Source organism: Mesorhizobium helmanticense (assembly GCF_003034915.1).
In the GTDB taxonomy this organism is placed as follows: Bacteria; Pseudomonadota; Alphaproteobacteria; order Rhizobiales; family Rhizobiaceae; genus Mesorhizobium; species Mesorhizobium helmanticense.
Window position 1 is genome coordinate 115,272 of sequence record NZ_PZJX01000027.1, and the last position, 21,995, is coordinate 137,266.

Here is a 21,995-nt window from a genome sequence, read left to right on the forward strand (position 1 = left end):
CCGAATGATGACTGCCGTCTACCGCTGGTTCGAGAACTGGGTCTATCCGTTCCGGGAGCCCGCGAATCTTCGGCCACCCCTCAGCGTCGGCGGCTTCCTCTGGCACTATGTCGGGCAGGCGAAATTCGCCTTCTTCGCCATGCTGGTGATCGGCGGCATCGCACCGCTGGTCGAAGCCGGGCTGTTCTATTTCGTCGGGAGGCTGGTCGATATACTCGACCAGCTTCCCGAGCGCAGCTGGCACGCCCTGTGGACCGCCGCCGGTCCCGAACTGGTGTTCATGGCCGTCGTGGTGCTGGTCATCCGCACCATCGTCGTCGGCCTGTCGGCGCTGGTCGACGAACAGACGATCACGCCGGGCTTCTACAATCTGGTGCGCTGGCAGGCGCACCGCCATGTCTCGCGCCAGTCCTACGCCTTCTTCCAGAACGACTTCGCCGGCCGCATCGCCACCAAGGTCTGGCAGGCGGGACAGGCGACCGGCGACCTGATGGAAAGCTTCATCGAGGTCGTCTGGTTCATGATCGTCTATACGGTGACGACGCTGGCGCTGGTCGCCGGCCTCGATCTGAGGCTGGCGGCCCTGGTGGTGATCTGGATCACCGCCTTTGGCTTTCTGGCCAGGCTCTATGTGCCGGAGATCCGCAAACATGCCGAAGAAACGGCCGAGGCCGGTTCGATGATCACCGGCCGCATCGTCGATTCCTATTCGAACGTGCAGACGCTGAAACTGTTCTCCGCCGATGGCGACGACCGCTACCTCAGGAGCGGCTTCGACATCTATCTCGACGCGCTTCGCCCGTTCACCCGCCGGCTGACTGGCGTGCGCATGGCGCTGACGACGCTGTCGGGCATCATGATCACGGCGATTGCCTGTTTTGCCGTCTACCTCTGGGTCGAAGGCTCGATCACCGTCGGCGCGGTCGCCTTCACGCTGTCGCTGGTGCTGCGGCTCAACATGCTGCTCGGCCGTTTGATGATGCAGCTCAATGGCATCCTGAGGAATCTCGGCGTGCTGGAGAACTCCAAGGCGCTGATCTCGCAGCCACTCGGCCTGATCGACGCGCCCGACGCGAAAGAGCTGGTCGTAGCCGGCGGACGGATCGATGTGAAAAAGGTCGAGTTCCATTACGGCAAGGGGTTCGGCGTGCTCGATGGCATCGATCTCGTGGTGCGGCCGGGCGAAAAGGTCGGGCTGGTCGGACCGTCCGGCGCTGGCAAGACGACGCTCGCCAACCTGATCCTGCGGCTCTATGACCTCGAGGGCGGGACGATACTGATCGACGGCCAGGACATCTCGAAGGTGACGCAGAACTCGCTGCGCGCCAATATCGGCGTCGTCAGCCAGGATACCGCACTGTTCCACCGCTCGCTGCGCGACAACATCAAGCTCGGCATGCCCGACGCGACCGACGCCCAAGTGATCGCGGCGGCGAAGAAGGCCGAGGCGCACGAATTCATCCTGACCTTGCGCGACAATCGCGACCGGCAGGGCTATGAGGCCTTTGTCGGCGAGCGCGGCGTCAAGCTCTCGGGCGGCCAGCGCCAGCGCGTGGCGATTGCCCGCGTCTTCCTCAAGGACGCGCCGATCCTGATCCTCGACGAGGCGACCTCGGCGCTCGATTCCGACATCGAGGCGGCCATTCAGGAGAATCTGGCAAGGCTGATGGAAAACAAGACGGTCATCGCCATCGCGCACCGGCTGTCGACCATCGCCGCGCTCGATCGCCTGGTGGTGCTCGATGGCGGCCGCATCGTCGAACAGGGCACGCATGACCAACTGGTGGCGCGAGACGGGCTCTATGCGCGGCTGTGGAAGCGGCAATCCGGCGGCTTCCTGTTCAACGAGGAAAGCGCCCTGGAAGAGACAAGGCCGGCGGAGTAAGACAAGCCATGTCGATGCGGATGCCTTCGAATTTTGGACGTCCGGGCGAGCAGGAGAGTGCGCTCGACCTGCTCGGCCACGAAATCCTCGCCGAAAAGGCGGCGGCACTCGGGCGCGCCGGCCAGCGCGTCGAGGAAACGCTGGCGAGGTTGCGCGAAAATGGTGGCGACGAGCATCGACCTCAGCTGCTTAGGGATGCGGCCGAGGCCGTCCACGGCTATTTCATCCAGCGCGAACTGTGCGGCTTGCGCAAGCACGACGCGGTGATCCGCGAATACAACATCCCCAATGCCGTGCTGGCGAGGCTCGGCGCGAAGTGAATATCACTCCAGCCACTCGGTGATGAAGCTGCCGTTCTCGTGGATGTCGGTGGTTTCGAGCGGACCGGGTCCCAGATTGGTGAATTTGTGCGGCGTGTTGGGCGGCACGATCAGGATCTGGCCGGCGGTGGCCTCGATTTCCTGATCGCCGACGGTGAACAGGCCGGTGCCGGCGCGGATGATGAAGATCTCGCTGTAAGGGTGCTGGTGCAGGCGCGGGCCGCCGCCGATGCCGGGCAGGTAGTTGAAGATCAGGCAGCTGTTGGAGCCCCAGGCACCACACTCCAGTTCGCCTTGCCAGCGATCGGGCGCGTTCGCCCAGCGGTCAGGGTTGATGACATGCGCCATGGCCATCTAACTCGTCACCGGTATCCAGGGATTGAATAGTTTCACTCCAGTGCCTTCGAAATCCTTCGTATTGCGGGTCACGACCGTCATGTTGTTGACCAGCGCGGTGGCGGCGATGTAGGCGTCGCGGTCAGGCCGAGGATCCGGAACGTGGAGAGGCGCGCAGCGCAGCGCAACGGCAAGATCCACGGGGAGTACACGCTCTGCGATCTCGGCAACCATTCCGTCGATCCAGGCGCGCAGAACGGCTGCTTTCCCTATGTCTTTTCGTTCTGCTCTGAGCGCGCCGATCTGAGCCTCGAGAATGCTGACGGCCGAAACGTAAAACTCGGCCGGATTTCGACTTTCTGCCCAAATGCGAACGTTCGGGTCGCATCGGTCTCTTCGCCTAAGTTCGGAGATGACATTCGTATCGAGTAGATACATCAGTCGAACTCGGGAGGCCGCAGGGACACGCTCTTGAGTTCCGGGATGTCGAAATCAAAATCCGCCTCCGGCCGATCATCCGCCAGAAGGTCCGCAAGGCTTTTGAACCTTTCCGGCTCGTCTTCGGGGCCTTTCAATTTCTCATACTCCTCCATCGACATCAGCACGTGGGAAGGCTTGCCACGGTCGGTGATGAAGACCGGGCCGTTCCTGGCGGCGCGCTTGGCGCGAGCCGTATCCTGATTGAATTCACGGCTCGATATGGTGGTGATCGTCTTCGCCCTGATGTTCATTTTGGGCACCTTTATCGGGAAGATGTAGATATATTGCTACATTCGTGTTCCTGGGTCAAATTTATGTCTGCGCGGGACGCCCGCGACAATCTGCCCTTGTGCCTTCACCCGTCTGGACAAAAACGGGCTTCACGCATAAACCGAAGTCCAAATGCCGGAGGAATTCGCTAGCCTGTTCGCCATGCGCTGTCGGGTTGGCGTAAACGAGCGGGGAACAAGGCTCGGCCACCGGCATCGAAGAGGCGAAAGGATCAGGCACCCGTGAGCGCAACCGAAATCCACGATCCCAACCGTCGCGATTTTCTCTACGTCGCCACCGGCATGGCCGCTGTGGTCGGCGCGGGCGCCGTCGCATGGCCGTTCATCGACCAGATGCGCCCGGATGCCTCGACGCTGGCGCTGGCCTCGGTCGAGGTCGACGTCGCCTCGCTGACGCCGGGCATGTCGCTTGTCGTGAAATGGCGCGGCAAGCCGGTGGTCGTGCGCAACCGCACCGAGCAGGAAATGAAGGACGGCGAGGCGGTCAATCTGGCCGACCTCAAGGACCCGATCGCCCGCAATGAAAATCTGCCGGCCGACGCGCCGGCGACCGACGCCAACCGCACGACGCCGGGCAAGGAAGCCTGGATGGTGATGGTTCAGGTCTGCACCCATCTCGGCTGCATTCCGCTCGGCCAGGAAGGCGAATTCGGCGGCTGGTTCTGCCCGTGCCACGGTTCGGTTTACGATACCGCCGGCCGCATCCGGAAGGGGCCGGCGCCGGAGAACATGCTGGTGCCGGTGTTCCAGTTCATTTCCGACACCAAGATCCGTATCGGCTGAGGCTAGGGGACATTTCGATGAGCGAGGGACACTCGACCTATACGCCCAAGACCGGTATCGAACGCTGGTTCGACGCCCGCATGCCGCTGCCGCGGCTGGTCTATGACAGCTTCGTCGCCTATCCGGTGCCGCGCAACCTCAACTATGCCTGGACCTTCGGCGGCATACTGTCGATCATGCTGGTAGCGCAGATCCTGACCGGCATCGTGCTGGCCATGCACTACACGGCGGACAGCGTTCTCGCCTTCGATTCGGTCGAAAAGATCATGCGCGACGTGAATTCGGGCTGGCTGTTGCGCTACCTGCATTCGAACGGCGCCTCGTTCTTCTTCGTCGCCGTCTATATCCACATCTTCCGCGGCCTCTACTATGGCTCCTACAAGGCACCGCGCGAGCTCTTGTGGATCCTCGGCTGCATCATCTACCTCCTGATGATGGCGACCGGCTTCATGGGCTATGTGCTGCCCTGGGGTCAGATGAGCTTCTGGGGCGCCACCGTTATCACCGGCTTCTTCAGCGCCATCCCGCTGGTCGGCGACTGGATCCAGCAGCTCTTGCTCGGCGGCTTCGCCGTCGACAACCCGACGCTGAACCGCTTCTTTGCGCTCCACTATCTCTTGCCGTTCATGATCGCCGGCGTCGTCGTGCTGCATGTCTGGGCGCTGCATGTGGTCGGCCAGTCGAACCCGACCGGCATCGAGGTCAAGTCGAAGACCGACACCGTCGCCTTCACCCCTTACGCGACCATCAAGGACGCGTTCGGCATGATCGTCTTCCTGTTCTTCTTCGCCTATTTCGTCTTCTACCTGCCGAACTATCTCGGCCATCCGGACAATTACACGGTCGCCAATCCGCTGAAGACGCCCGCCCATATCGTGCCGGAATGGTACTTCCTGCCCTTCTACGCGATCCTGCGCGCCATCACCTTCAACGTCGGGCCAATCAACTCCAAGCTCGGCGGCGTGCTGTGCATGTTCGGCGCCATCGTCATGCTGTTCCTGGTGCCATGGCTCGATACCTCGAAGGTGCGCTCGGCGGTCTACCGGCCCTGGTACAAGCTGTTCTTCTGGCTGTTCGTGGCCGATGCCATCCTGCTGGGATGGCTGGGCTCGCAGCCGGCGGAAGGCAGCTATGTGTTCATGGCGCAGATGGCGACGCTGTTCTACTTCGCCTTCTTCCTGGTTGCACTGCCGGTGCTCGGCCTGATCGAGACGCCGCGGCGGCTGCCGAATTCGATTACCGAGGCGGTGCTCGAAAAGAACAAGGGTGGCGGTCACCATCCCGCGGGGGCTACGGCCGCGCCGGAAACCAAGGGCTGAGCGTGAGAATCTCAAGGGGATTTGGCATGAAGAAGATTCTCACCTCGCTGGCGTTGCTCGGCCTGGTCTTTGCGGGCACCGCGGCAATCGCCGCGGAGGAAGCGCACAACGCGGCCGCACCGACGCATTTCCCGATCGATGAGCCGAAGGAAATGGACTGGAGCTTCGCCGGACCTTTCGGCACTTACGACAAGGCGCAGTTGCAGCGCGGGCTGAAGGTCTACAAGGAGGTCTGCGCTGCCTGCCATTCGATGAATCTGGTGGCGTTCCGCACACTGGAGGACCTTGGCTATTCGGAGGCGCAGGTCAAGGCGCTGGCGGCCGAGTACACGATCAATGATGGTCCCAATGATGCCGGCGACATGTTCGATCGTCCGGGCAAGCCCTCCGACCATTTTCCGGCGCCGTTCCCCAACGAAGAGGCTGCAGCCTCGGCCAATGGCGGCGCCGCCCCGCCCGATATGTCGCTGCTGGCCAAGGCGCGCGGTGTCGAGCGCGGCTTTCCGCGCTTCGTCTTCGACATCTTCACACAGTATGCGCAAGGCGGTCCCGACTATATCCATTCGCTGCTGACCGGCTATGACGAGACGCCGCCGGCGGGCATGGTGATACCGGAGGGCACGCACTACAATCCGTACTTCTTGTCCGGCGTGTCGCTGAAGATGCCCAAGCCGCTCTCCGACGGCCAGGTGACCTATGATGACGGCTCGCCGCAGACGGTCGATCAATATTCCCGCGACGTCTCGGCCTTCCTGATGTGGGCGGCTGAGCCGCATCTGGAAGACCGCAAGAAGACCGGCTTTCGCGTGCTGGTGTTCCTGTTGCTCTTCGGCGCGCTGGTCTATCTGACGAAGCGCAAGGTATGGGCCGGCGTGGCGCACTGAGCGGTCCCCAGACGCACCGAAACGCAGGGGCGCCGAGAGGCGCCCTTTTTGCGATATTGGCCGTGATCAGCAGGGCAGCTTCGTAAATAGTCCGTTGGCACGGAGTTACTTGATTGATATTCGACGCACGAACGGCGACGAAGGGATTGTCGACGCCATGGCCTTGGAATTCGCTGATGCGGCTGCAGGATTGCCACAATTTTTCCGATTTTCGGCGCATGGCGCAACGGCGGTTGCCGGGGCCGATCTTCAACTACATTGACGGTGCGGCGGACGATGAGGTCACCTATCGCCGCAACACCGAAAGCTTCGAAACTTGCGATCTGGTTCCCAACGTCTTGCGCGGCGTCAGCGAGATCGACATGTCGGTGACGGTCATGGGCCAGAAATTGGCGATGCCCGTCTATTGCTCGCCGACCGCCTTGCAGCGCCTGTTTCACCATCAAGGAGAGCGCGCGGTTGCCAAGGCCGCTGCCAAATACGGGACGATGTTCGGTGTTTCCTCGCTTGGTACCGTCAGCCTCGAGGAGGCGCGCAAGATCAGCAGTGGACCACAAGTCTATCAGTTCTATTTCCATCGGGATCGCGGCCTCAACCGAGCGATGATGCAACGCGCAAAGGACATTGGCGTCGAAGTGATGATGCTGACCGTCGACAGCATCACCGGCGGCAATCGCGAGCGCGACAAGCGCACGGGCTTTGCCATTCCCTTCAAGCTCAATCTGGCCGGAATGCTACAGTTCGCCCTCAAGCCGGGCTGGGCGTTGAACTATTTCACGCATGAGGGCTTCAAGCTGCCGCAACTGGACGAGCACGTGGACATGGGCGGCGGAACCATGTCGATCAGCCGCTACTTCACCGAAATGCTCGATCCGTCGATGACGTGGGACGACGTTGCCGAAATGGTCAGGCTCTGGTCGGGTCCGTTCTGCCTCAAGGGCATTATGTCGGTGGAGGACGCCAAGCGTGCGGTCGAGATCGGCTGCAGCGGCATTGTCCTGTCGAATCACGGCGGCCGGCAACTGGATGGCTCGCGGGCGGCCTTCGACCAGCTTGCCGAGATTGTCGACGCCGTCGGCGACCGGATCGATGTCATCATGGATGGCGGCGTGCAGCGCGGCACGCATGTGCTGAAGGCGCTCTCGCTCGGCGCCAAGGCCGTCGGCGTCGGCCGCTATTATCTCTTCCCGCTGGCGGCGGCCGGGCAGGCGGGCGTCGAACGCGCGCTCGAACAGATGCGTGTCGAGATCGAGCGCGGCATGAAGCTGATGGGTTGCACTTCGATCGAACAATTGACGCGCGAAAATCTGCGTTTCAGATAATCTCGCGCGAAACGGGCGGACGTCCGAGTCAGCAACGGGTCTCGCTCTTCGCGGCAAGACAGCAAACACGCCAGTGTGGAGTGCGAACCATGAAATCCTCCCTCGAAGAGACGCTGCTCTCCGCCATCCGAACCATTCCCGACTACCCCAAGCCGGGCATATTATTTCGCGACATCACCACGCTGCTCGGCAATGCGCGCGCCTTCCGCCGCGCCATCGACGAACTGGTGCATCCCTACGCTGGGCTGAAGATTGACAAGATCGCCGGCATCGAGGCGCGCGGCTTCATCCTGGGCGGCGCCATCGCCCATCAGCTTTCGGCCGGCTTCGTGCCGATCCGCAAGAAGGGCAAGCTGCCTTTCGACACGGTTCGCGTCGCCTACAGCCTCGAATATGGGCTGGACGAGATGGAGATGCACAGGGATGGCGTCTCTCCGGGCGAGAAGGTGATCCTCGTCGACGACCTGATCGCCACCGGCGGCACGGCGGAAGCGGCGGTCAAGCTGCTCAGGCAAATCGGCGCCGACATCCTCGCCGCCTGCTTTGTCATCGACCTGCCGGACCTCGGCGGCCGCGAGAAACTCGAAGCACTCGGCGTGCCGGTCAGGACGCTGATCGGGTTTGAAGGGCATTGAGCGGAGGGCTTTCCCTTCTCCCCTTGTGGGAGAAGGTGGCCGAGCGAAGCTCGGTCGGATGAGGGGTGCTCCAGAAGACACCAACGCCTCATTTCTTCCAACACCCCTCATCCGTCTCGGCGCTGCGCGCCGATCCACCTTCCCCCACATGGGGGGAAGGAAAGTGGCGCCTCACCCCACTTTCACCAGCACGGCGCTGTCGAACTCGAGGACCTTGTCGCCGGTCGAATCGAAGGCCTCGCAGCGTAGCGAGAGCAGCCGCCAGCCCGGCCGCGAGACCATCGGGCGATGGCCGAGCGCCGTGCGGGTGAAGGTGACGGTTTCCCCGGCATAAACGGGTTTCAGCCATTTGAGGTTCTTGAAGCCGGGCGAAGGGCCGAATTCAGGCAAGGGCCCGGGGCCGGTCCAATCCTTCTCGGTCACCATGAGCGTCGCAAGGTTCAGTTTCATCCAGGTGGCGGCGGTGTGCCAGCCCGATGCGCACAGGCCGCCGAACACGCTCCTCTTCGCCGCCGCCTCGTCGAGATGGAAGACCTGCGGATCGTATTTGCGGGCGAACGCCTTGATCGCCTCGGGTTCGAACGTATGCGAGCCGAGCGTGATGGTGACGCCGATGCAGAAGAACTCGTCCAATGTCATGAGCGGCCCTGTGCGGCGTCGCGCGCGAGGAACATGACGGTGTTTTCGAGATCGAAAACGCTTTCGCCGCGCTGGTTGAAAAGCTCGCTGCGCATGGTGACAAGGCCGAGCTGGGGCTTGGACTTGGACAAGCGCTTGGCAAGGACGGTGGTGTTGCCGCTCAGGACGTCGCCGGCCAGCACCGGTTTCTTCCACCGGACCTGGTCGACCCCAGGGGCGCCCTGACAGGTCGAATCGAGCAGGAAGGCGTCGCACAGCATGCGCATGAACATCGCGCAGGTGTGCCAGCCGGAGGCCGCCAGGCCGCCCAGGATGCTGGCCTTGCCCGCCGCCTCGTCGAGATGCATCGGCTGCGCATCGAATTCCTGCGCGAATTCGATGATCTCGGCAGCGCTTACCAGCTTGGTGCCGAGGTCGAGCGACGCGCCCTCGACGAAATCCTCATAGGCCCAGGTCTTTTCGGTGGCCCAAGTCTTTCCGGTCATAATCTGGAATCCGGTTCAAGATTGTACGATCCACGGATCGGCGTTCCCGGATGCAGGCCGGACAGGCTTTGGTCAAGTGATTTCTAGTGAGCCAAGCCTTGCTCAGAGCCAGCCGCGGCGGCGGAAATACCAGAACGGCAGGATCGCCGACAGGATCATCAAGCCAATGGCGAAGGGGTAGCCGAAGTTCCAGGTCAGTTCGGGCATGACATTGAAATTCATGCCGTAGATCGAGGCGACCAGCGTCGGCGGCAGGAAGATGACGGCGGCGACGGAGAAGATCTTGATGATGGCGTTCTGCTCGATCGAAATCATGCCAAGCGTCGCGTCGAGCAGGAAGGAGATCTTCTGCGACAGGAAGGTGGCATGGTCGGCCAGAGACAGCACGTCGCGCGACAAGGTCTTGATGCGCGCCCGGATGTCCTTGCTCATTTTTGTCTGCGTCGAGGCATGGGCGAGGAAGCCAGCGAGGCGCTGCAGCGAAATCAGGCTGTCGCGGATCGAGGAGGCGATGTCCTCCTTGCGGCCGATGGCTTTCAGCAGCTCCTGGAAATCGCGGTTGCGCTTGGAAACCTTGGTCGATCTCGCCTCGAAGATATCGCGCGAGATCGTCTCGATGTCGCGGCCGGCGCGTTCCAGAATGTCGGCCAGGCGGTCGACGATGGCCTCCAGCAGGCCGATCAGGATGGTGTCGCTGCTGGTGCACCCGGTCGCCACCTTCTCGGCGCGCAGCGGAAAGGTCGTGAAGGCCTTGGGTTCGTGGTACCGCACGGTGACCAGCCTGTTGCCGGCCAAGACAAAGGTGACCGGCGACATCAGCGGATCGTCGGCCTCGGTCTGGGCGGGGAGCGTGGCGGTCATGAAATAGGCGCCGTCCTCGACATAGAGGCGGCTGGAAATCTCGATCTCCTCCATCTCCTCGCGCGTCGGAATGGCGACGCCGAGCCAGGTTTCGATGGTGGCTTCCTCTTCCTTCGTCGGGCTGAGGAGATCGGCCCAGACCACCCTGTCGCCGCTTGCCAGGAGATCGTCGACGACGCGCAGGCGATCATTCTCCACGACGAAGGCCTTGATCATCGCCGGTCTCCCTTGCTGGGGCCAAAGAGGTTTTCGTTCGTAGCGACGCGTCGTTTCGGATGCGGGGCGGGGACAGGCATATGGACGAAGCCCGGCCGGTGCAGACGCCCCTTAGACCCGTCGCCAGGGGCAGTCAAGCGATGCGGAGAGGCTTGTCTCCAGCCTGCACGAAGCTGTGATCGGCGGCCGTCGGGCCAGCCGCCGCGAGACCTTTTGCCGGCTCAGGTGTTGAACTTGAACAGCATAATGTCGCCGTCCTGGACGACATACTCCTTGCCTTCGTCGCGCGCCTTGCCTGCCTCCTTGGCCGCCACTTCGCCGCCCAGCGTGACGAAGTCATTGTAGGCGATGGTCTGGGCGCGGATGAAGCCGCGCTCGAAATCGGTGTGGATGACGCCGGCCGCCTGCGGCGCCTTGGCGCCCTTGTGCACGGTCCAGGCGCGCGTCTCCTTCGGGCCGACGGTGAAGTAGGTGATCAGCTGTAGAAGTTCGTAGCCGGCGCGGATCACCTTGTTCAGGCCAGGCTCATCGAGGCCGAGCGTTGCCAGGAATTCCATCTCTTCCTCGTCGCTGAGCTGGGCAACCTCGGCCTCGATCGCGGCCGAAATGACAACCGTGCGGGCGCCTTGTGCGGCGGCCATCTTTTCCACCGCCCTGGTGTGCTCGTTGCCGGTGGCGGCGTCGGCCTCGGCGACATTGCAGACATAGAGCACGGGATGCGAGGTCAGAAGGTTCAGTCCCTGCAGGATGCGCAGGTCTTCGGCGGAAATCCCCTTGAGCAAGATGCGGGTCGGTTTGCCTGCCTGCAGAAGCTCAAGTGCGGCCTCCATCATCGGCAGCACGGTGGTCGCTTCCTTGTCCTTGCCGGACGCGCGCTTGCGGAACTGCGTGATGCGGCGCTCCAGGCTGTCGAGGTCGGCGAGCATCAGCTCGGTTTCGACCGTCTCGGCGTCGGCGACCGGGTCGATGCGGCCCTCGACATGGGTGATGTCGTCATCCTCGAAGCAGCGCAGCACATGGACGATGGCGTCGACCTCGCGGATGTTGGCGAGGAACTGGTTGCCCAGCCCTTCGCCCTTGGAGGCGCCTCGCACCAGGCCGGCGATATCGACGAAGGAGATGCGGGTCGGGATGATCTCCTTCGACTTGCCGATGGCGGCGATCTTCTGCAGGCGCGGGTCAGGCACCGCCACCTCGCCGGTGTTCGGCTCGATGGTGCAGAAGGGATAATTGGCGGCCTGCGCCGCCGCCGTCCTGGTCAGCGCGTTGAAAAGCGTCGACTTGCCGACGTTGGGCAAGCCAACGATGCCGCATTTGAAACCCATTTTGTCTAGTCCTATCGGGAAATCGAGATTTGATGAGGGCTATGGGCGATAGGGGTGAGGAACGTCAAGCCCCGCGGCCACGATCAGGGGCGAGGCCTAGCCCTTGCCGCCGAACAGCTTCTTCAGCATGGCGGCCATCGGGCCGGTTTCGGGAAGCTTGGCCGCCGGCTGCTGCGGCCGCGCCTGGCGGATGTGGCTCTGCTGTTTCGGGCCTTCCTGCTTCTGCCCGGCTTTTTCGGGCGCTGCCTTGCCTTGGACGGCAACGCTGATCTTGTTCATGAAGCCTTGCTCGTCGCCCCTGACGATCATTTCGGCATTGGCGGCGATGGCATCGAGCATCAGATCCAGCCATTCGCGGTCTGCCTTGGCGAAGTCGCCCAGCACATGACCATGCACGAGTTCCTTGACGCCGGGATGGCCAATGCCGATGCGCACGCGGCGATAGGCGTTGCCGACATGGTCGTCGATCGAGCGGATGCCGTTGTGGCCGCCGGAGCCGCCACCGGTCTTGACGCGGAGCTTGCGCTCGGCAAGGTCGATCTCGTCATAGAAGACGGTAAGTGCCGACGGAGCGAGCTTGTAGAAGCGCAGCGCTTCGCCGACCGCCTGGCCGGACAGGTTCATGAAGGTCTGCGGCTTGATCAGGATGATCTTTTCGCCGCCAAGCGTGCCTTCGGCGATCAGGCCCTGGAATTTCTTCGACCAGGGCGAAAAGGAATGGCGGCGGGCAATCGCGTCCGCCGCCATGAAGCCGACATTGTGCCGATTGTTGGCGTATTTCGCGCCCGGATTGCCGAGGCCTGCAAACAGCAGCATCGTCACCTCCGGGCGGAAAGAAGTTACTTCTCTTCGGCGGCAGGTGCGGCTTCGGGTGCCGCCGCCTCGGCCGTCTCTTCGGTCTCCGGCTTCATCGCCGACGAGCCGGCAACGGTCGCGATGGTGAAGTCGCGATCGGAGATGACCGGCTTGACGCCGGCCGGCAGCTTGACCGCCGAGATGTGGATCGAATCGCCGATATCGGCTCCGGTGAGATCGACGGTGATGAATTCCGGGATCGCATTGGCCGGGCAGTGGAACTCGACTTCGTGACGCACGATGTTGAGCACGCCGCCGCGCTTGATGCCGGGCGACTTGTCCTCATTGATGAAGTGGACGGGCACGTCGACATTGACTTCTGTGTCCTTGCCGATGCGCAGGAAGTCGACATGGACTGGGAAATCCTTGACCGGATCGAGCTGGAAGTCCTTGGGCAGAACCTGGATCTTCTTGCCGTCGACATCGATCGTGGCGATCGTGGTCAGGAACCCGCCGCCATGGATCTTGTAGTAGATGTCCTTGTAGGTCAGCGCAATCGCCAGGGGAGGCTGCTTGTCGCCGTAAATCACTGCAGGCACTTTACCGTTGCGGCGAACTGCACGGGCGGACCCCTTACCGACCTGTTCGCGCGCTTCGGCCTTGAGCTCGTAAGTATCGTGGCTCATGGCATTTCCTTTCGCATTGTTCTGGAGCGCTCACGGCCAGCGTGGCTGGGCCGTAAACGTCGAAAGCCGCCGGGCCTGGATATCCGAAAGCCGGCAGCCGCATAAGCAAGCGGACCTTTGTTCGGGATCACAAGGGAAGGCAGCCTTCCGCCGCGTTGCCTCCAAGGGTGTCTACGCGGGTGGCGGCTCTATAGCCGAAGGCGGGAAAGGGTGCAAGCCATGGCAGGCAAGGGTGTCGCTAACCTGAATTTCGAGGACAACCGGTACGCCGCGGCCCGACTACCGGTCACCACTTAACGCGTTGCGCAGCGCCTGGACCTGCCGGTTTAGAGCATCGAGCTGAGACAGCGTCATGCCCGAGCGCTCGATGAGCGTTTCGTTGAGGCAGTTGCACTGGACAAGCAGAACGCGACCGGCGGCGGTCAGGTCGACCTGTACCTGGCGCTCGTCGGTCTGGCTGCGCTGGCGGGTGACGAGTCCTGCCTGTTCCATGCGCTTCACCAGTGGCGTGATGGTGCTCGATTCCAGCGCAAGCCTGTGCGCGATCGCACCGACCGACATGCCGTCGGCCTCTCCCAGTGCGTTCAGCACGAGATACTGCGGATAGGTGATCCCCATCTCGTCCAGCATCGGCTTGTAGGTGCGATTGATCGCCATGCTGGTGGCGTAGAGCGTGAAACAGAGCTGGTTGTCCAACGGAAGAGGCACGATACATTCCTTTTGCGGACTGAGCATTCAGATATGTACCACGAAAAATGATATCGCGATATATATTGTTATGGACAAGGGTTTCGGTCTGCGCTAGTCATATTGTTATCGCGATATTGATTATCGCGACAAAAATCAATGGAGATTGAGATGACCAAGCCCGGCAGCAGCACGATCACCACCAAGGACGGAACCGAGATTTTCTACAAGGATTGGGGAAGCGGCCAGCCCATCGTCTTCCATCACGGCTGGCCGCTGAGCAGCGACGACTGGGACGCCCAGATGCTGTTCTTCTTGTCGAAGGGCTACCGCGTCATTGCCCATGATCGCCGCGGTCACGGCCGCTCGACACAGACCGATACCGGCAACGAAATGGACACCTATGCCGCCGATGTCGCGGAACTTGTCGCGCATCTCGATCTCAAGAACGCCATCCATGTCGGCCATTCGACCGGTGGCGGCGAGGTGGCCCGCTATGTCGCGAAGTACGGTTCAGGCGGCCGTGTCGCCAAGGCGGTGCTGATCGGCGCGGTGCCGCCGATCATGCTGAAGACGCCGGCCAATCCCGGCGGCCTGCCGATCGAGGTGTTCGACGGCTTCCGCTCCGCCCAGGCCGCCAACCGCGCGCAGTTCTTCCACGATGTCGCGGCCGGCCCGTTCTACGGCTTCAACCGTCCCGGCGCCCAAGTCTCGCAGGCTGTCGTCGAGAATTGGTGGCGCCAGGGCATGATGGGCGGCACCAAGGCGCATTATGATTGCATCAAGGCGTTCTCAGAAACCGACTTCACCGACGACCTGAAGGCAATCGACGTGCCGGTGCTGGTCATGCATGGCGACGACGACCAGATCGTTCCGATCGCCGACTCGGCGCTGCTGTCGGTCAAGCTGCTCAAGAAGGGCGAGCTCAAGGTCTACAAGGGCTTCCCGCATGGCATGGCGACCACCCATGCCGATGTCATCAACGCCGACCTCCTGGCCTTCTTCAAGGCCTAGAATCTTCCACTTGGATAGACAGAGGCCCCCGCCGTCAGGCGGGTGCCTTGTGCTTTCAGGCGATGCTCAAGCCGCCGTCGATCAGCATTTCCGCACCGACCATGAACGGGCATTCGTCAGAGGCAAGAAACACCACTGCGTTGGCAATTTCCTCGGCGGTTCCGAAACGACCGGCAGGCACCAGGCCTACCACAGCTTTCGCGCGCGCCTTCGCCGCCTCGGGATCCAGCCCAAGTTTGTCGTTGAGTGGCGTGTCGATCGGACCCGGGCTGATCACATTGGCGCGGATGCCGCGCCCTATCAGTTCGCCCGACAGCGTTCGCGCCAGCGAAATCATGCCGGCCTTGGCCAGCGAATAGACGTGCGTTCCGGCCATTCCCATATGTGCGTTGACCGAGCCGCTGAGGATGATCGACGACGGGTTCGAAAACAGCGGAACGAGCGCCTTGACCAGGAAGTACGGACCCTTGAGGTCGACGTCGATGCTCCTGTCGAACGCCGCTTCGGTCCAATCGCCAAGCGGACGCAGATCGGCGATGCCGGCGTTGAGGAAGAGAGCGTCGAGCTTGCCGAAGGATTCCTCGATCCGCCGCGCAATCTCGCTCTGGGCCGTGGCATCCCCGGCGTCGGCGGCAATGACAAGCACATCACCGCCAAGGGTATTGCGGGCCTCCTCCAAACGGCCCGCATTGGTGCCGGTGATAGCGACGCGCGCGCCTTCCTCAATGAAACGGCGCGCCGTCACCAAGCCGATGCCGCTGGTGCCGCCGGTAATCAGCGCAGCCTTGCCTTTTAGTCTGGACATAGCGAATGCCTTTCCTGGCGCGGAGCGCTGCGCAGCATCAGGGCTGAGCCCGGCATGTTCAACTTGAAGGCGTTGCCGACCCAAATTCTGCCTTCAGAGGTGACCCTATCTAACAGGCTTTTCACCCAGCGTGTGGCGAAAGAAGCATCGAGGGCGCGGCAACTGCCGCGCCCTCGTATCAATTCCGGAAGATGAACTGATTTTTAGTTGGTCGCCGTTTCCGCCTTCCTGGCTTCCTTCATGTTGGGCAGGAACACCGTCAGCAGGCCGAGCAGCGGCAAATACGAGCAGATCTGGAAGACGAAATCGATGCCCTTCATGTCGGCGACGACGCCGAGCACCGCGGCGGCGATGCCGCCCATGCCGAAGGCGAAGCCGAAGAAGATGCCGGCGATCATGCCGACACGGCCGGGCACCAGCTCCTGGGCAAAGACGACGATGTTGGAGAAGGCCGAGGACAGGATCAGGCCGATCAGCACCGTCAGCACCATCGTCCATTCGAAATTGGCGTAGGGCAGGGCCAGCGTGAAGGGCAGCACGCCGACGATCGAGAACCAGATCATCGCCTTCTGCCCGTAGCGGTCGCCGAACGGGCCGCCGAGCAGGATGCCTAGTGCCGACGCGCCGAGGAAAAGGAACAGCATGACCTGCGACATCTGCACCGACACGCCGAACTTGTGGATGGCGTAGAAGGTGTAATAGCTGGAGAGGCTGGCGATGTAGGCGTTCTTGGTCAGCACCAGCAGCGTCAGCACCGCCAATGCCCACATGACTTTGCGGCGCGGGAAGGGCGAGACGAAGGTTGCCGCCTTGCGGTTGGCGAGCGAGGCGCGCAGCCGGCTATACCAGCCGCCAACCTGCCAGAGCACGATGATGCCGATCAGCGAGCCGACGGCGAACCAGGATATGCTGGTCTGACCGAAAGGCACGACGATGAAGGCCGCCAGCAGCGGCCCCATGGCCTGGCCGAAATTGCCGCCGACCTGAAACAGCGACTGTGCCAGGCCGAAGCGTCCGCCCGAGGCGAAGCGGGCGATGCGCGAGGATTCCGGGTGGAAGATCGCTGAACCGATGCCGATCAGCGACGCGCCGACCAGCAGCAGCCAGTAATGCCCGGCATGGGCAAGCACGATCAGGCCGATCAACGAGGACGCCATGCCATAGGGCAGCGAATAGGGCATCGGCCGCTTGTCGGTGACCGCGCCGATGACCGGTTGCAGCAGCGAGGCCGTGACCTGGAAGGTGAAGGTCAACAGGCCGATCTGCCAGAAATCGAGGCCGTAATTGTCCTTCAGCAGCGGATAGATGGCCGACAGCAGCGACTGCATGATATCGTTGACGCAGTGGCAGAAGCTCACCGCAAGGATGACGGTGAAGGCCGTCGCTTGCGCCGAGCTGTGGCTGGCCGTCGCTGGTGTGGCGACAGTGGTGGCTGTCGTGTCGGTCAAGGCAATGCTCCGAGGTCTTTCTGGCGGCGAACCGCAGGCAGCCTTATAGGATGGTTGCCAAGCGACTTCTTTCGTGGTTTGGTCCAATAGCTTCGCAAGTGGGCCACATCCAATGCCACATGGCCGGGAAATTTTTAGAGGTGACGCCGCCGAACTCGGACGTCTGCATCAGTCCCGCTGGCAGTGGCTGGAAGAGGCCGTCGGTCCGGCGGTGGCGCTGCCGACCGAATATCCCGACGGCTATCACGTGCCCCAGCACCGCCACAGCCGCAGCCAGCTGCTGCATGCGCTTATCGGCGTCGTGCTGGTGACGACGCGGCATGGGCGCTGGATGGTGCCACCCGACCATGCGATGTGGATCCCCGCCGGTATCGAGCATTCCGTCGAGATGCTGGGCGATGTCAGCATGCGCTCGGTCTATGTCATGCCTGATGCCATTTCCGGGCTGCCGGACGGCTTGCGCGTCGTCGGCATCACCGCCCTGATGCACAGCCTGATCGTGGAATCGGAAAAGCTGCCGCAGGGAGCCGAGCTGGAGGGGCGCGGCGGGCTGATCATGAACCTGTTGCTGCATGAGATCCCGAACCTGCCGGAACGGCCGCTCGGCCTGCCTTTTCCTTCGGATCCAAGGCTTGCGGCGCTGTGCCGGCGCTTCGTTGCGGCACCTTCGCCGCATGCGACGATCGACGAATGGGCCGATGCCGTCGGCATGAGCCGGCGCTCGTTTACCCGCGCCTTCCATCGCCAGACCGGGCTGTCGCTGTCGACCTGGCGCCAGCAGGCCTGCCTGTTCGCGGCATTGCCGCGGCTTGCCGATGGCGAGCCGATCACCAGGGTAGCGCTCGATCTCGGCTATGACAGCGTGCCGGCCTTCATCACCATGTTCAAGCGCATGCTGGGGGCCTCACCGCGCGGCTATATGCGCGGCGCGCGCGATGCTGGCGAGGGCATGAAGCGACTAACCGGTCCGAGCAGGAGCGCGACGGCTTAGTCGAACAGGCTCGATACCGATTCCTCGGTCGCGGTGCGCGAGATCGCCTCGCCCATCAGGTCGGCGATGGAGATGACGCGGATGTTGGGCGCGTCGAGCACGCCTTGCGTCGGCTGGATGGAATCGGTGATGACCAGTTCCTGCAGCTTCGAGCCGCTGATGCGGGCAACGGCGCCGCCCGACAACACACCATGGGTGATGTAGGCGGTGACGCTGGTGGCGCCATTGGCCAGCAGTGCATCGGCGGCATTGCACAGCGTGCCGCCGGAATCGACGATGTCGTCGATCAACAGGCAATCCTTGCCGGCAACCGCGCCGATGATGTTCATGACTTCGGATTCGCCGGGACGTTCGCGGCGTTTGTCGACGATGGCGAGTTGCGCGTCGAAGCGCTTGGCCAGCGCGCGGGCCCGCACCACGCCGCCGATGTCGGGCGAAACGACGACGACATTGCCAAGCTGCTTGTATTTCGCCTTCACGTCGCGGGCCATGACCGGCACGGAGAACAGATTGTCGGTCGGGATGTCGAAAAAGCCCTGGATCTGACCGGCATGGAGATCGAGCGTCAACACGCGATCGACGCCCGCCCGGGTGATCATATTGGCGACCAGCTTGGCCGAGATCGGGGTGCGGCCGGAGGCGCGGCGGTCCTGCCTGGCATAGCCGAAATAGGGAATGACCGCCGTGATGCGTCTGGCCGAGGAGCGCATGAAAGCATCGATCATGATGAGCAGTTCCATCAGGTGATCGTTGGTCGGGAACGAGGTGGACTGCAGGATGAAGACATCCTCGCCACGCACATTTTCCTGGATCTCGACGAAGATTTCCTGGTCGGCGAAGCGTCTGACGCTGGCCTTGCCCAGGGGAATGTTGAGATAGCGGGCGACCGCTTCGGCCAGCACCCTGTTGGAATTGCCCGCGAAGAGCTTCATGCACCGTTCCTGGCGAAGGATGGAGAGACCCTGACAGACTCGCTTGAGCCTCTTAGTCGGGCTTTTAGCGGCCCGTGCCGGTATTGCAAGCGTCGTGATCGGGAATCCGCCGGCTAATCTCAATAATCGTTTACAGCCGTCAAAGCCGGCACCCTGTCAGCCTGCTTGCCCGCCAAGCCAAGCGGCGAACTGGTCGATCGTCTGGTCGGCGATCGACTGCATGGTTGCCGGGGCGACCGCCGCCCAGCCTTCGGCGCCGTTGGCGGAGGGCGCCTTCTGCTGGCCGTTGATGCGGTGCAGCCGGTTTCCCGAGGGGTCATAGACGTCCCAGACATAGATGACGGTGGTGTCCTTGCCTTCCGACATCGTCGAGAAATAGCCCTTCAGCACGTGGGTGGCGGCCTGGTCGGTGCTGCCGGCAAGCGTGATGCCGCGTTGCTTGGCGCGCGTCTGGAGTTCAGCGGTCAGCGGCGTCGCCGCCTCCACCGACGCGCCGACGATCGGCGCCACCTGCAGCCGGGTCCGCGCGATGGCCGAGGCGCTCTTGGCGGACGGCACGGCCGGCGCCGCAGCTTGCGCAGAGGCGGCTGGCGCAGGGGGAGCAGTGGGCTGCGCCGTTGCGGAAGGCTGCGCGGCAGTCGCAGGGGGCGTGGTGCCGGCTCCGGCCACGGACTGTGTCGATTGCGGGGCGATGGCCGAGGGCTCGAGAACGTCCTTGGCATTGGTGCACGCGGCCAGCGCCAGCGCCGCGAGCAATGACACGGTCGTCAAATGCGATCGTCTCATTTGCCTGAAACTCCGATGACCGCCCCCATTATGCATTATGGATTCACCGCACGATCAAGTCGAGATCATGGCGGGACAGCGGCTTCGGCTGCGATTCAGTGGTCAGATAGGTGCGGCCAAGCGTCATCGCGGTCTCCGTTTCCGAATCCATGATGATCATGTGGGCGAACAGCGTCATGTTGGGCGCAATCGGTTCGGGATTGCCCTGATAAAACATCGGCATGTCCATCCAGGACGGGGTGAAGCGGGCGCCGACCGAATAGCCGCAGGCGTTCAGCCTGTGCTTGGTCAGGTTGTGGGCTTCCAGCGTGCGCGCATGGGCGTCGAACACGTCGCCGAAGGAATTTCCCGGCGTCATTGCCTTTTCGACGGCTAAAAGCGCCGCGCGCGCGGCATCGAAAAGCTCCTGGTGACGCTTCGACGCCTTGCCGGTCAGCACGGTGCGCATCATCGGGGCATGGTAATGGTGGAAGACGCCGGCCCATTCGAGCGTCAACTGGTCGTTCTTGGTCAGTTTGCGGCGGCCTGCCTTGTAGCGGCAAAGCAGCGCGTCCACGCCGGAGCCGATGATGAACTCGTTGGCCGGATAATCACCGCCGCCGGCGAAGACAGCGCCCTGCATGGCGGCAAGGATCAAGGCTTCGTCGCCGCCCTGCTTGATCAGCGGCAAGGCAGCATCCAGCGCGTCGTCGGCGAGATTTGCCGCCTTCTCCGCCTTGGCGATTTCGGCCGGGCTCTTGAACAGGCGCAGCCGGCTGACGATGCCCGACGCGTCGGCGATCTGGCCAAAGGTCTGCAATTGCTCGTCGAGACGCCGGCCATTGTAGGCGGTCAGGCCGTGGGTGTCGTATTCGACGCCGATGCGGGCGCCGAGCAGGTCGAGATCGTTGAGCAGATTGCGCAGGTCGATCGCCGGATTGGCGCCATCGCGGTCCGTCCACAGCACGATATTGTCGATGATGGAGGTGTGGCGCGCCTGGCGCAGATCGGCCGAGCGGGTGAGCAGGACCATCGAACCGTCGGCCTTCACCACCAGGCACTGGAAGAAGCAGAACCCGAACGTGTCGTAGCCGGTGAGCCAGTACATGCTCTCCTGCGCGAACAGCAGGACGGCGTCGAGCTTCTTCTCGGCGAGTTCGATCATCAGCCGGTCGCGCCGCGCGTCAAATTCCGAGCGTTCGAAATGCAACGCCATTACTCTTTCTCCAAAACAATTGCCGAAATCTGTCGCCCGTAATCCGGTTCCTTGCGATGCGTGGTGCGCCGATAGGAATAGAACAGATCCTCCTCGGCATAGGTGCAGCGGTCGAGCCCCTCAGCGGTCACGCCGGCCTTGGCGAGCCGATCGACCGTGTAGCGATTGAGGTCGAACATTGCATGTTCCGATTTCGCCGAGGGCGCGAAATAGCTGGCATTGCCGGCATCGGCATCGACGAAGCGGGCGATGAATTCCGGCCCAACCTCGTAATTCTGCGGGCCGATGGAAGGGCCGAGAACAGCAAAGATGCGCTCGCGCCGGGCGCCGAGGCCTTCCATCGCGGCAATGGTATTTTCCAGCACGCCCGTGAAGGCGCCCTTCCAGCCGGCGTGCGCGGCGCCGATGATGCGCGCTTCGGCATCGGCGAACAGGACCGGTCCGCAATCGGCGGTCGAGGCGCCGATGGCGATGCCCGGCCGGTCGGTGACAAGGGCGTCGGCCCTGGGCCGCTCGCCGGAAAACGGCTCCCTGGCGACGACGACATCGGGCGAGTGGATCTGGTGGGCGGTCAAAAGATGGCTGGCGGGCACGCCCATCCAGTCGGCGACGCGGCGACGGTTCTCGGCTACCAGTGTCTGGTCGTCGCTCGAGCCGGTGCCGATGTTAAGACCTTGATAGATACCACTGGAGACGCCGCCGATGCGTGTGAAATAGCCGTGGCGAATGCCTTGCGCCCGCGCCTTTTCCAGGGAGGGCGACCGAACGGGATCCGGTTTGGTCTGAGTCAACATGCGGGCGTTGTTGTCCGTGCGGGCGATTTCGTCAAGCGGCAGTCAAAAGAAGGGCAACCGTCGGGAGAGTGGGAGAGGCGAC

At 62.8% G+C, this 21,995-nt stretch carries 25 protein-coding genes; 9 read left to right on the forward strand and 16 right to left on the reverse strand.

What is annotated here, in order from left to right; translation table 11 throughout:
- The first annotated feature begins 4 nt into the window (after window positions 1-4).
- Together C9427_RS14040 and C9427_RS14045 are read left to right on the forward strand one after the other, a co-directional pair.
- Window positions 5-1,885, forward strand: a complete 1,881-nt coding sequence (locus C9427_RS14040; protein WP_107649749.1) for an ABC transporter ATP-binding protein — start codon at window positions 5-7, stop codon at window positions 1,883-1,885.
- A gap of 8 nt (window positions 1,886-1,893) precedes the next feature.
- Complete coding sequence (locus C9427_RS14045) at window positions 1,894-2,205, forward strand: DUF6665 family protein (RefSeq protein ID WP_107649750.1); 312 nt, start codon at window positions 1,894-1,896, stop codon at window positions 2,203-2,205.
- Between the two features lie 3 nt (window positions 2,206-2,208).
- On the opposite strand, the gene C9427_RS14050 is transcribed toward C9427_RS14045, so the two are convergent.
- From C9427_RS14050 to C9427_RS14060, 3 genes are read right to left on the reverse strand one after another with little or no spacing between them, the layout of a single operon-like run.
- Entirely contained in the window at window positions 2,209-2,553 is a 345-nt protein-coding gene (locus tag C9427_RS14050; RefSeq protein ID WP_097572336.1) for a cupin domain-containing protein, read from the reverse strand.
- A 6-nt stretch (window positions 2,554-2,559) separates the two neighbouring features.
- Entirely contained in the window at window positions 2,560-2,979 is a 420-nt protein-coding gene (locus tag C9427_RS14055; RefSeq protein WP_107649751.1) for a type II toxin-antitoxin system VapC family toxin, read from the reverse strand.
- Entirely contained in the window at window positions 2,979-3,272 is a 294-nt protein-coding gene (locus C9427_RS14060; RefSeq protein ID WP_107649752.1) for a type II toxin-antitoxin system Phd/YefM family antitoxin, read from the reverse strand. The genes C9427_RS14055 and C9427_RS14060 overlap by 1 nt, the downstream gene beginning before the upstream one ends.
- A gap of 261 nt (window positions 3,273-3,533) precedes the next feature.
- Between C9427_RS14060 and petA the strand changes: the two genes are divergently transcribed.
- From petA to C9427_RS14085, 5 genes are all read left to right on the forward strand, one after another.
- Complete coding sequence (petA, locus tag C9427_RS14065) at window positions 3,534-4,094, forward strand: ubiquinol-cytochrome c reductase iron-sulfur subunit (protein ID WP_097572335.1); 561 nt, start codon at window positions 3,534-3,536, stop codon at window positions 4,092-4,094.
- Between the two features lie 17 nt (window positions 4,095-4,111).
- Entirely contained in the window at window positions 4,112-5,413 is a 1,302-nt protein-coding gene (locus C9427_RS14070; RefSeq protein WP_107649753.1) for a cytochrome b, read from the forward strand.
- A 26-nt stretch (window positions 5,414-5,439) separates the two neighbouring features.
- Window positions 5,440-6,297, forward strand: coding sequence for a cytochrome c1 (locus tag C9427_RS14075; RefSeq protein WP_107649754.1), 858 nt, complete (start codon window positions 5,440-5,442; stop codon window positions 6,295-6,297).
- Window positions 6,298-6,473: 176 nt separating this feature from the next.
- On the forward strand, window positions 6,474-7,619 hold the full coding sequence (locus tag C9427_RS14080; RefSeq protein ID WP_167434345.1) for an alpha-hydroxy acid oxidase: 1,146 nt from the start codon (window positions 6,474-6,476) through the stop codon (window positions 7,617-7,619).
- Between the two features lie 89 nt (window positions 7,620-7,708).
- Complete coding sequence (locus C9427_RS14085; protein WP_107649755.1) at window positions 7,709-8,254, forward strand: adenine phosphoribosyltransferase; 546 nt, start codon at window positions 7,709-7,711, stop codon at window positions 8,252-8,254.
- 171 nt (window positions 8,255-8,425) lie between these two features.
- Here the strand turns inward: C9427_RS14085 and C9427_RS14090 are convergent, their stop codons facing one another.
- The 7 genes from C9427_RS14090 to C9427_RS14120 all read right to left on the reverse strand — a co-directional run bounded on the left by C9427_RS14090 (window position 8,426) and on the right by C9427_RS14120 (window position 13,969).
- Window positions 8,426-8,893, reverse strand: coding sequence for a MaoC family dehydratase (locus tag C9427_RS14090; RefSeq protein WP_107649756.1), 468 nt, complete (start codon window positions 8,891-8,893; stop codon window positions 8,426-8,428).
- Complete coding sequence (locus C9427_RS14095) at window positions 8,890-9,378, reverse strand: MaoC family dehydratase (RefSeq protein WP_107649757.1); 489 nt, start codon at window positions 9,376-9,378, stop codon at window positions 8,890-8,892. The genes C9427_RS14090 and C9427_RS14095 overlap by 4 nt, the downstream gene beginning before the upstream one ends.
- 102 nt (window positions 9,379-9,480) lie before the next feature.
- On the reverse strand, window positions 9,481-10,455 hold the full coding sequence (corA, locus tag C9427_RS14100; RefSeq protein ID WP_107649758.1) for a magnesium/cobalt transporter CorA: 975 nt from the start codon (window positions 10,453-10,455) through the stop codon (window positions 9,481-9,483).
- 221 nt (window positions 10,456-10,676) lie between these two features.
- Window positions 10,677-11,780 (reverse strand): redox-regulated ATPase YchF, encoded by a 1,104-nt coding sequence (gene ychF / locus C9427_RS14105; protein WP_107649759.1) that lies wholly within the window; start codon window positions 11,778-11,780, stop codon window positions 10,677-10,679.
- A gap of 96 nt (window positions 11,781-11,876) precedes the next feature.
- Window positions 11,877-12,596, reverse strand: a complete 720-nt coding sequence (gene pth, locus C9427_RS14110; RefSeq protein WP_107649760.1) for an aminoacyl-tRNA hydrolase — start codon at window positions 12,594-12,596, stop codon at window positions 11,877-11,879.
- 23 nt (window positions 12,597-12,619) lie between these two features.
- Window positions 12,620-13,261 carry a 50S ribosomal protein L25/general stress protein Ctc gene (locus tag C9427_RS14115; RefSeq protein WP_097572325.1) on the reverse strand — a complete coding sequence of 214 codons (642 nt, stop codon included), beginning with the start codon at window positions 13,259-13,261 and terminating at the stop codon, window positions 12,620-12,622.
- A 279-nt stretch (window positions 13,262-13,540) separates the two neighbouring features.
- Complete coding sequence (locus tag C9427_RS14120) at window positions 13,541-13,969, reverse strand: MarR family winged helix-turn-helix transcriptional regulator (RefSeq protein WP_107649856.1); 429 nt, start codon at window positions 13,967-13,969, stop codon at window positions 13,541-13,543.
- 150 nt (window positions 13,970-14,119) lie between these two features.
- On the opposite strand from C9427_RS14120, the gene C9427_RS14125 reads away from it, so the two are divergent.
- Complete coding sequence (locus C9427_RS14125) at window positions 14,120-14,962, forward strand: alpha/beta fold hydrolase (protein ID WP_107649857.1); 843 nt, start codon at window positions 14,120-14,122, stop codon at window positions 14,960-14,962.
- 55 nt (window positions 14,963-15,017) lie between these two features.
- Here C9427_RS14125 and C9427_RS14130 read toward each other — a convergent pair whose 3' ends face one another.
- Both C9427_RS14130 and C9427_RS14135 read right to left on the reverse strand, forming a co-directional pair.
- Window positions 15,018-15,767 carry an SDR family oxidoreductase gene (locus C9427_RS14130; protein ID WP_107649761.1) on the reverse strand — a complete coding sequence of 250 codons (750 nt, stop codon included), beginning with the start codon at window positions 15,765-15,767 and terminating at the stop codon, window positions 15,018-15,020.
- A gap of 203 nt (window positions 15,768-15,970) precedes the next feature.
- Window positions 15,971-17,215 carry an MFS transporter gene (locus tag C9427_RS14135; RefSeq protein WP_167434346.1) on the reverse strand — a complete coding sequence of 415 codons (1,245 nt, stop codon included), beginning with the start codon at window positions 17,213-17,215 and terminating at the stop codon, window positions 15,971-15,973.
- 112 nt (window positions 17,216-17,327) lie between these two features.
- Between C9427_RS14135 and C9427_RS14140 the strand changes: the two genes are divergently transcribed.
- Entirely contained in the window at window positions 17,328-18,206 is an 879-nt protein-coding gene (locus C9427_RS14140; RefSeq protein ID WP_107649762.1) for an AraC family transcriptional regulator, read from the forward strand.
- Here C9427_RS14140 and C9427_RS14145 read toward each other — a convergent pair.
- The 4 genes from C9427_RS14145 to pgeF all read right to left on the reverse strand — a co-directional run bounded on the left by C9427_RS14145 (window position 18,203) and on the right by pgeF (window position 21,913).
- Complete coding sequence (locus tag C9427_RS14145) at window positions 18,203-19,138, reverse strand: ribose-phosphate pyrophosphokinase (protein WP_097572321.1); 936 nt, start codon at window positions 19,136-19,138, stop codon at window positions 18,203-18,205. The genes C9427_RS14140 and C9427_RS14145 overlap by 4 nt on opposite strands.
- A gap of 156 nt (window positions 19,139-19,294) precedes the next feature.
- Window positions 19,295-19,924, reverse strand: a complete 630-nt coding sequence (locus C9427_RS14150) for a hypothetical protein (RefSeq protein WP_107649763.1) — start codon at window positions 19,922-19,924, stop codon at window positions 19,295-19,297.
- Window positions 19,925-19,967: 43 nt separating this feature from the next.
- Window positions 19,968-21,119 carry a M24 family metallopeptidase gene (locus tag C9427_RS14155; RefSeq protein WP_107649764.1) on the reverse strand — a complete coding sequence of 384 codons (1,152 nt, stop codon included), beginning with the start codon at window positions 21,117-21,119 and terminating at the stop codon, window positions 19,968-19,970.
- A complete protein-coding gene (gene pgeF / locus C9427_RS14160; protein ID WP_107649765.1) occupies window positions 21,119-21,913 on the reverse strand; it encodes a peptidoglycan editing factor PgeF in 795 nt (264 codons plus the stop codon). The genes C9427_RS14155 and pgeF overlap by 1 nt, the downstream gene beginning before the upstream one ends.
- Window positions 21,914-21,995 lie beyond the last annotated feature (82 nt).

What these genes read in the sequence shown, in the direction of transcription:
- C9427_RS14130 (WP_107649761.1), bottom strand. Translation starts at nt 15,767, where the DNA reads ATGTCCAGACTAAAAGGCAAGGCTGCGCTGATTACCGGCGGCACCAGC.
- C9427_RS14115 (WP_097572325.1), bottom strand. Translation starts at nt 13,261, where the DNA reads ATGAGCCACGATACTTACGAGCTCAAGGCCGAAGCGCGCGAACAGGTC.
- C9427_RS14060 (WP_107649752.1), bottom strand. Translation starts at nt 3,272, where the DNA reads ATGAACATCAGGGCGAAGACGATCACCACCATATCGAGCCGTGAATTC.
- C9427_RS14040 (WP_107649749.1), top strand. Translation starts at nt 5, where the DNA reads ATGATGACTGCCGTCTACCGCTGGTTCGAGAACTGGGTCTATCCGTTC.
- C9427_RS14145 (WP_097572321.1), bottom strand. Translation starts at nt 19,138, where the DNA reads ATGAAGCTCTTCGCGGGCAATTCCAACAGGGTGCTGGCCGAAGCGGTC.
- C9427_RS14155 (WP_107649764.1), bottom strand. Translation starts at nt 21,119, where the DNA reads ATGGCGTTGCATTTCGAACGCTCGGAATTTGACGCGCGGCGCGACCGG.
- C9427_RS14085 (WP_107649755.1), top strand. Translation starts at nt 7,709, where the DNA reads ATGAAATCCTCCCTCGAAGAGACGCTGCTCTCCGCCATCCGAACCATT.
- corA (WP_107649758.1), bottom strand. Translation starts at nt 10,455, where the DNA reads ATGATCAAGGCCTTCGTCGTGGAGAATGATCGCCTGCGCGTCGTCGAC.
- C9427_RS14150 (WP_107649763.1), bottom strand. Translation starts at nt 19,924, where the DNA reads ATGAGACGATCGCATTTGACGACCGTGTCATTGCTCGCGGCGCTGGCG.
- C9427_RS14125 (WP_107649857.1), top strand. Translation starts at nt 14,120, where the DNA reads ATGACCAAGCCCGGCAGCAGCACGATCACCACCAAGGACGGAACCGAG.
- C9427_RS14055 (WP_107649751.1), bottom strand. Translation starts at nt 2,979, where the DNA reads ATGTATCTACTCGATACGAATGTCATCTCCGAACTTAGGCGAAGAGAC.
- ychF (WP_107649759.1), bottom strand. Translation starts at nt 11,780, where the DNA reads ATGGGTTTCAAATGCGGCATCGTTGGCTTGCCCAACGTCGGCAAGTCG.
- C9427_RS14075 (WP_107649754.1), top strand. Translation starts at nt 5,440, where the DNA reads ATGAAGAAGATTCTCACCTCGCTGGCGTTGCTCGGCCTGGTCTTTGCG.
- C9427_RS14140 (WP_107649762.1), top strand. Translation starts at nt 17,328, where the DNA reads ATGCCACATGGCCGGGAAATTTTTAGAGGTGACGCCGCCGAACTCGGA.
- pgeF (WP_107649765.1), bottom strand. Translation starts at nt 21,913, where the DNA reads ATGTTGACTCAGACCAAACCGGATCCCGTTCGGTCGCCCTCCCTGGAA.
- C9427_RS14080 (WP_167434345.1), top strand. Translation starts at nt 6,474, where the DNA reads ATGCGGCTGCAGGATTGCCACAATTTTTCCGATTTTCGGCGCATGGCG.
- C9427_RS14050 (WP_097572336.1), bottom strand. Translation starts at nt 2,553, where the DNA reads ATGGCGCATGTCATCAACCCTGACCGCTGGGCGAACGCGCCCGATCGC.
- C9427_RS14070 (WP_107649753.1), top strand. Translation starts at nt 4,112, where the DNA reads ATGAGCGAGGGACACTCGACCTATACGCCCAAGACCGGTATCGAACGC.
- C9427_RS14045 (WP_107649750.1), top strand. Translation starts at nt 1,894, where the DNA reads ATGTCGATGCGGATGCCTTCGAATTTTGGACGTCCGGGCGAGCAGGAG.
- C9427_RS14095 (WP_107649757.1), bottom strand. Translation starts at nt 9,378, where the DNA reads ATGACCGGAAAGACTTGGGCCACCGAAAAGACCTGGGCCTATGAGGAT.
- C9427_RS14090 (WP_107649756.1), bottom strand. Translation starts at nt 8,893, where the DNA reads ATGACATTGGACGAGTTCTTCTGCATCGGCGTCACCATCACGCTCGGC.
- pth (WP_107649760.1), bottom strand. Translation starts at nt 12,596, where the DNA reads ATGCTGCTGTTTGCAGGCCTCGGCAATCCGGGCGCGAAATACGCCAAC.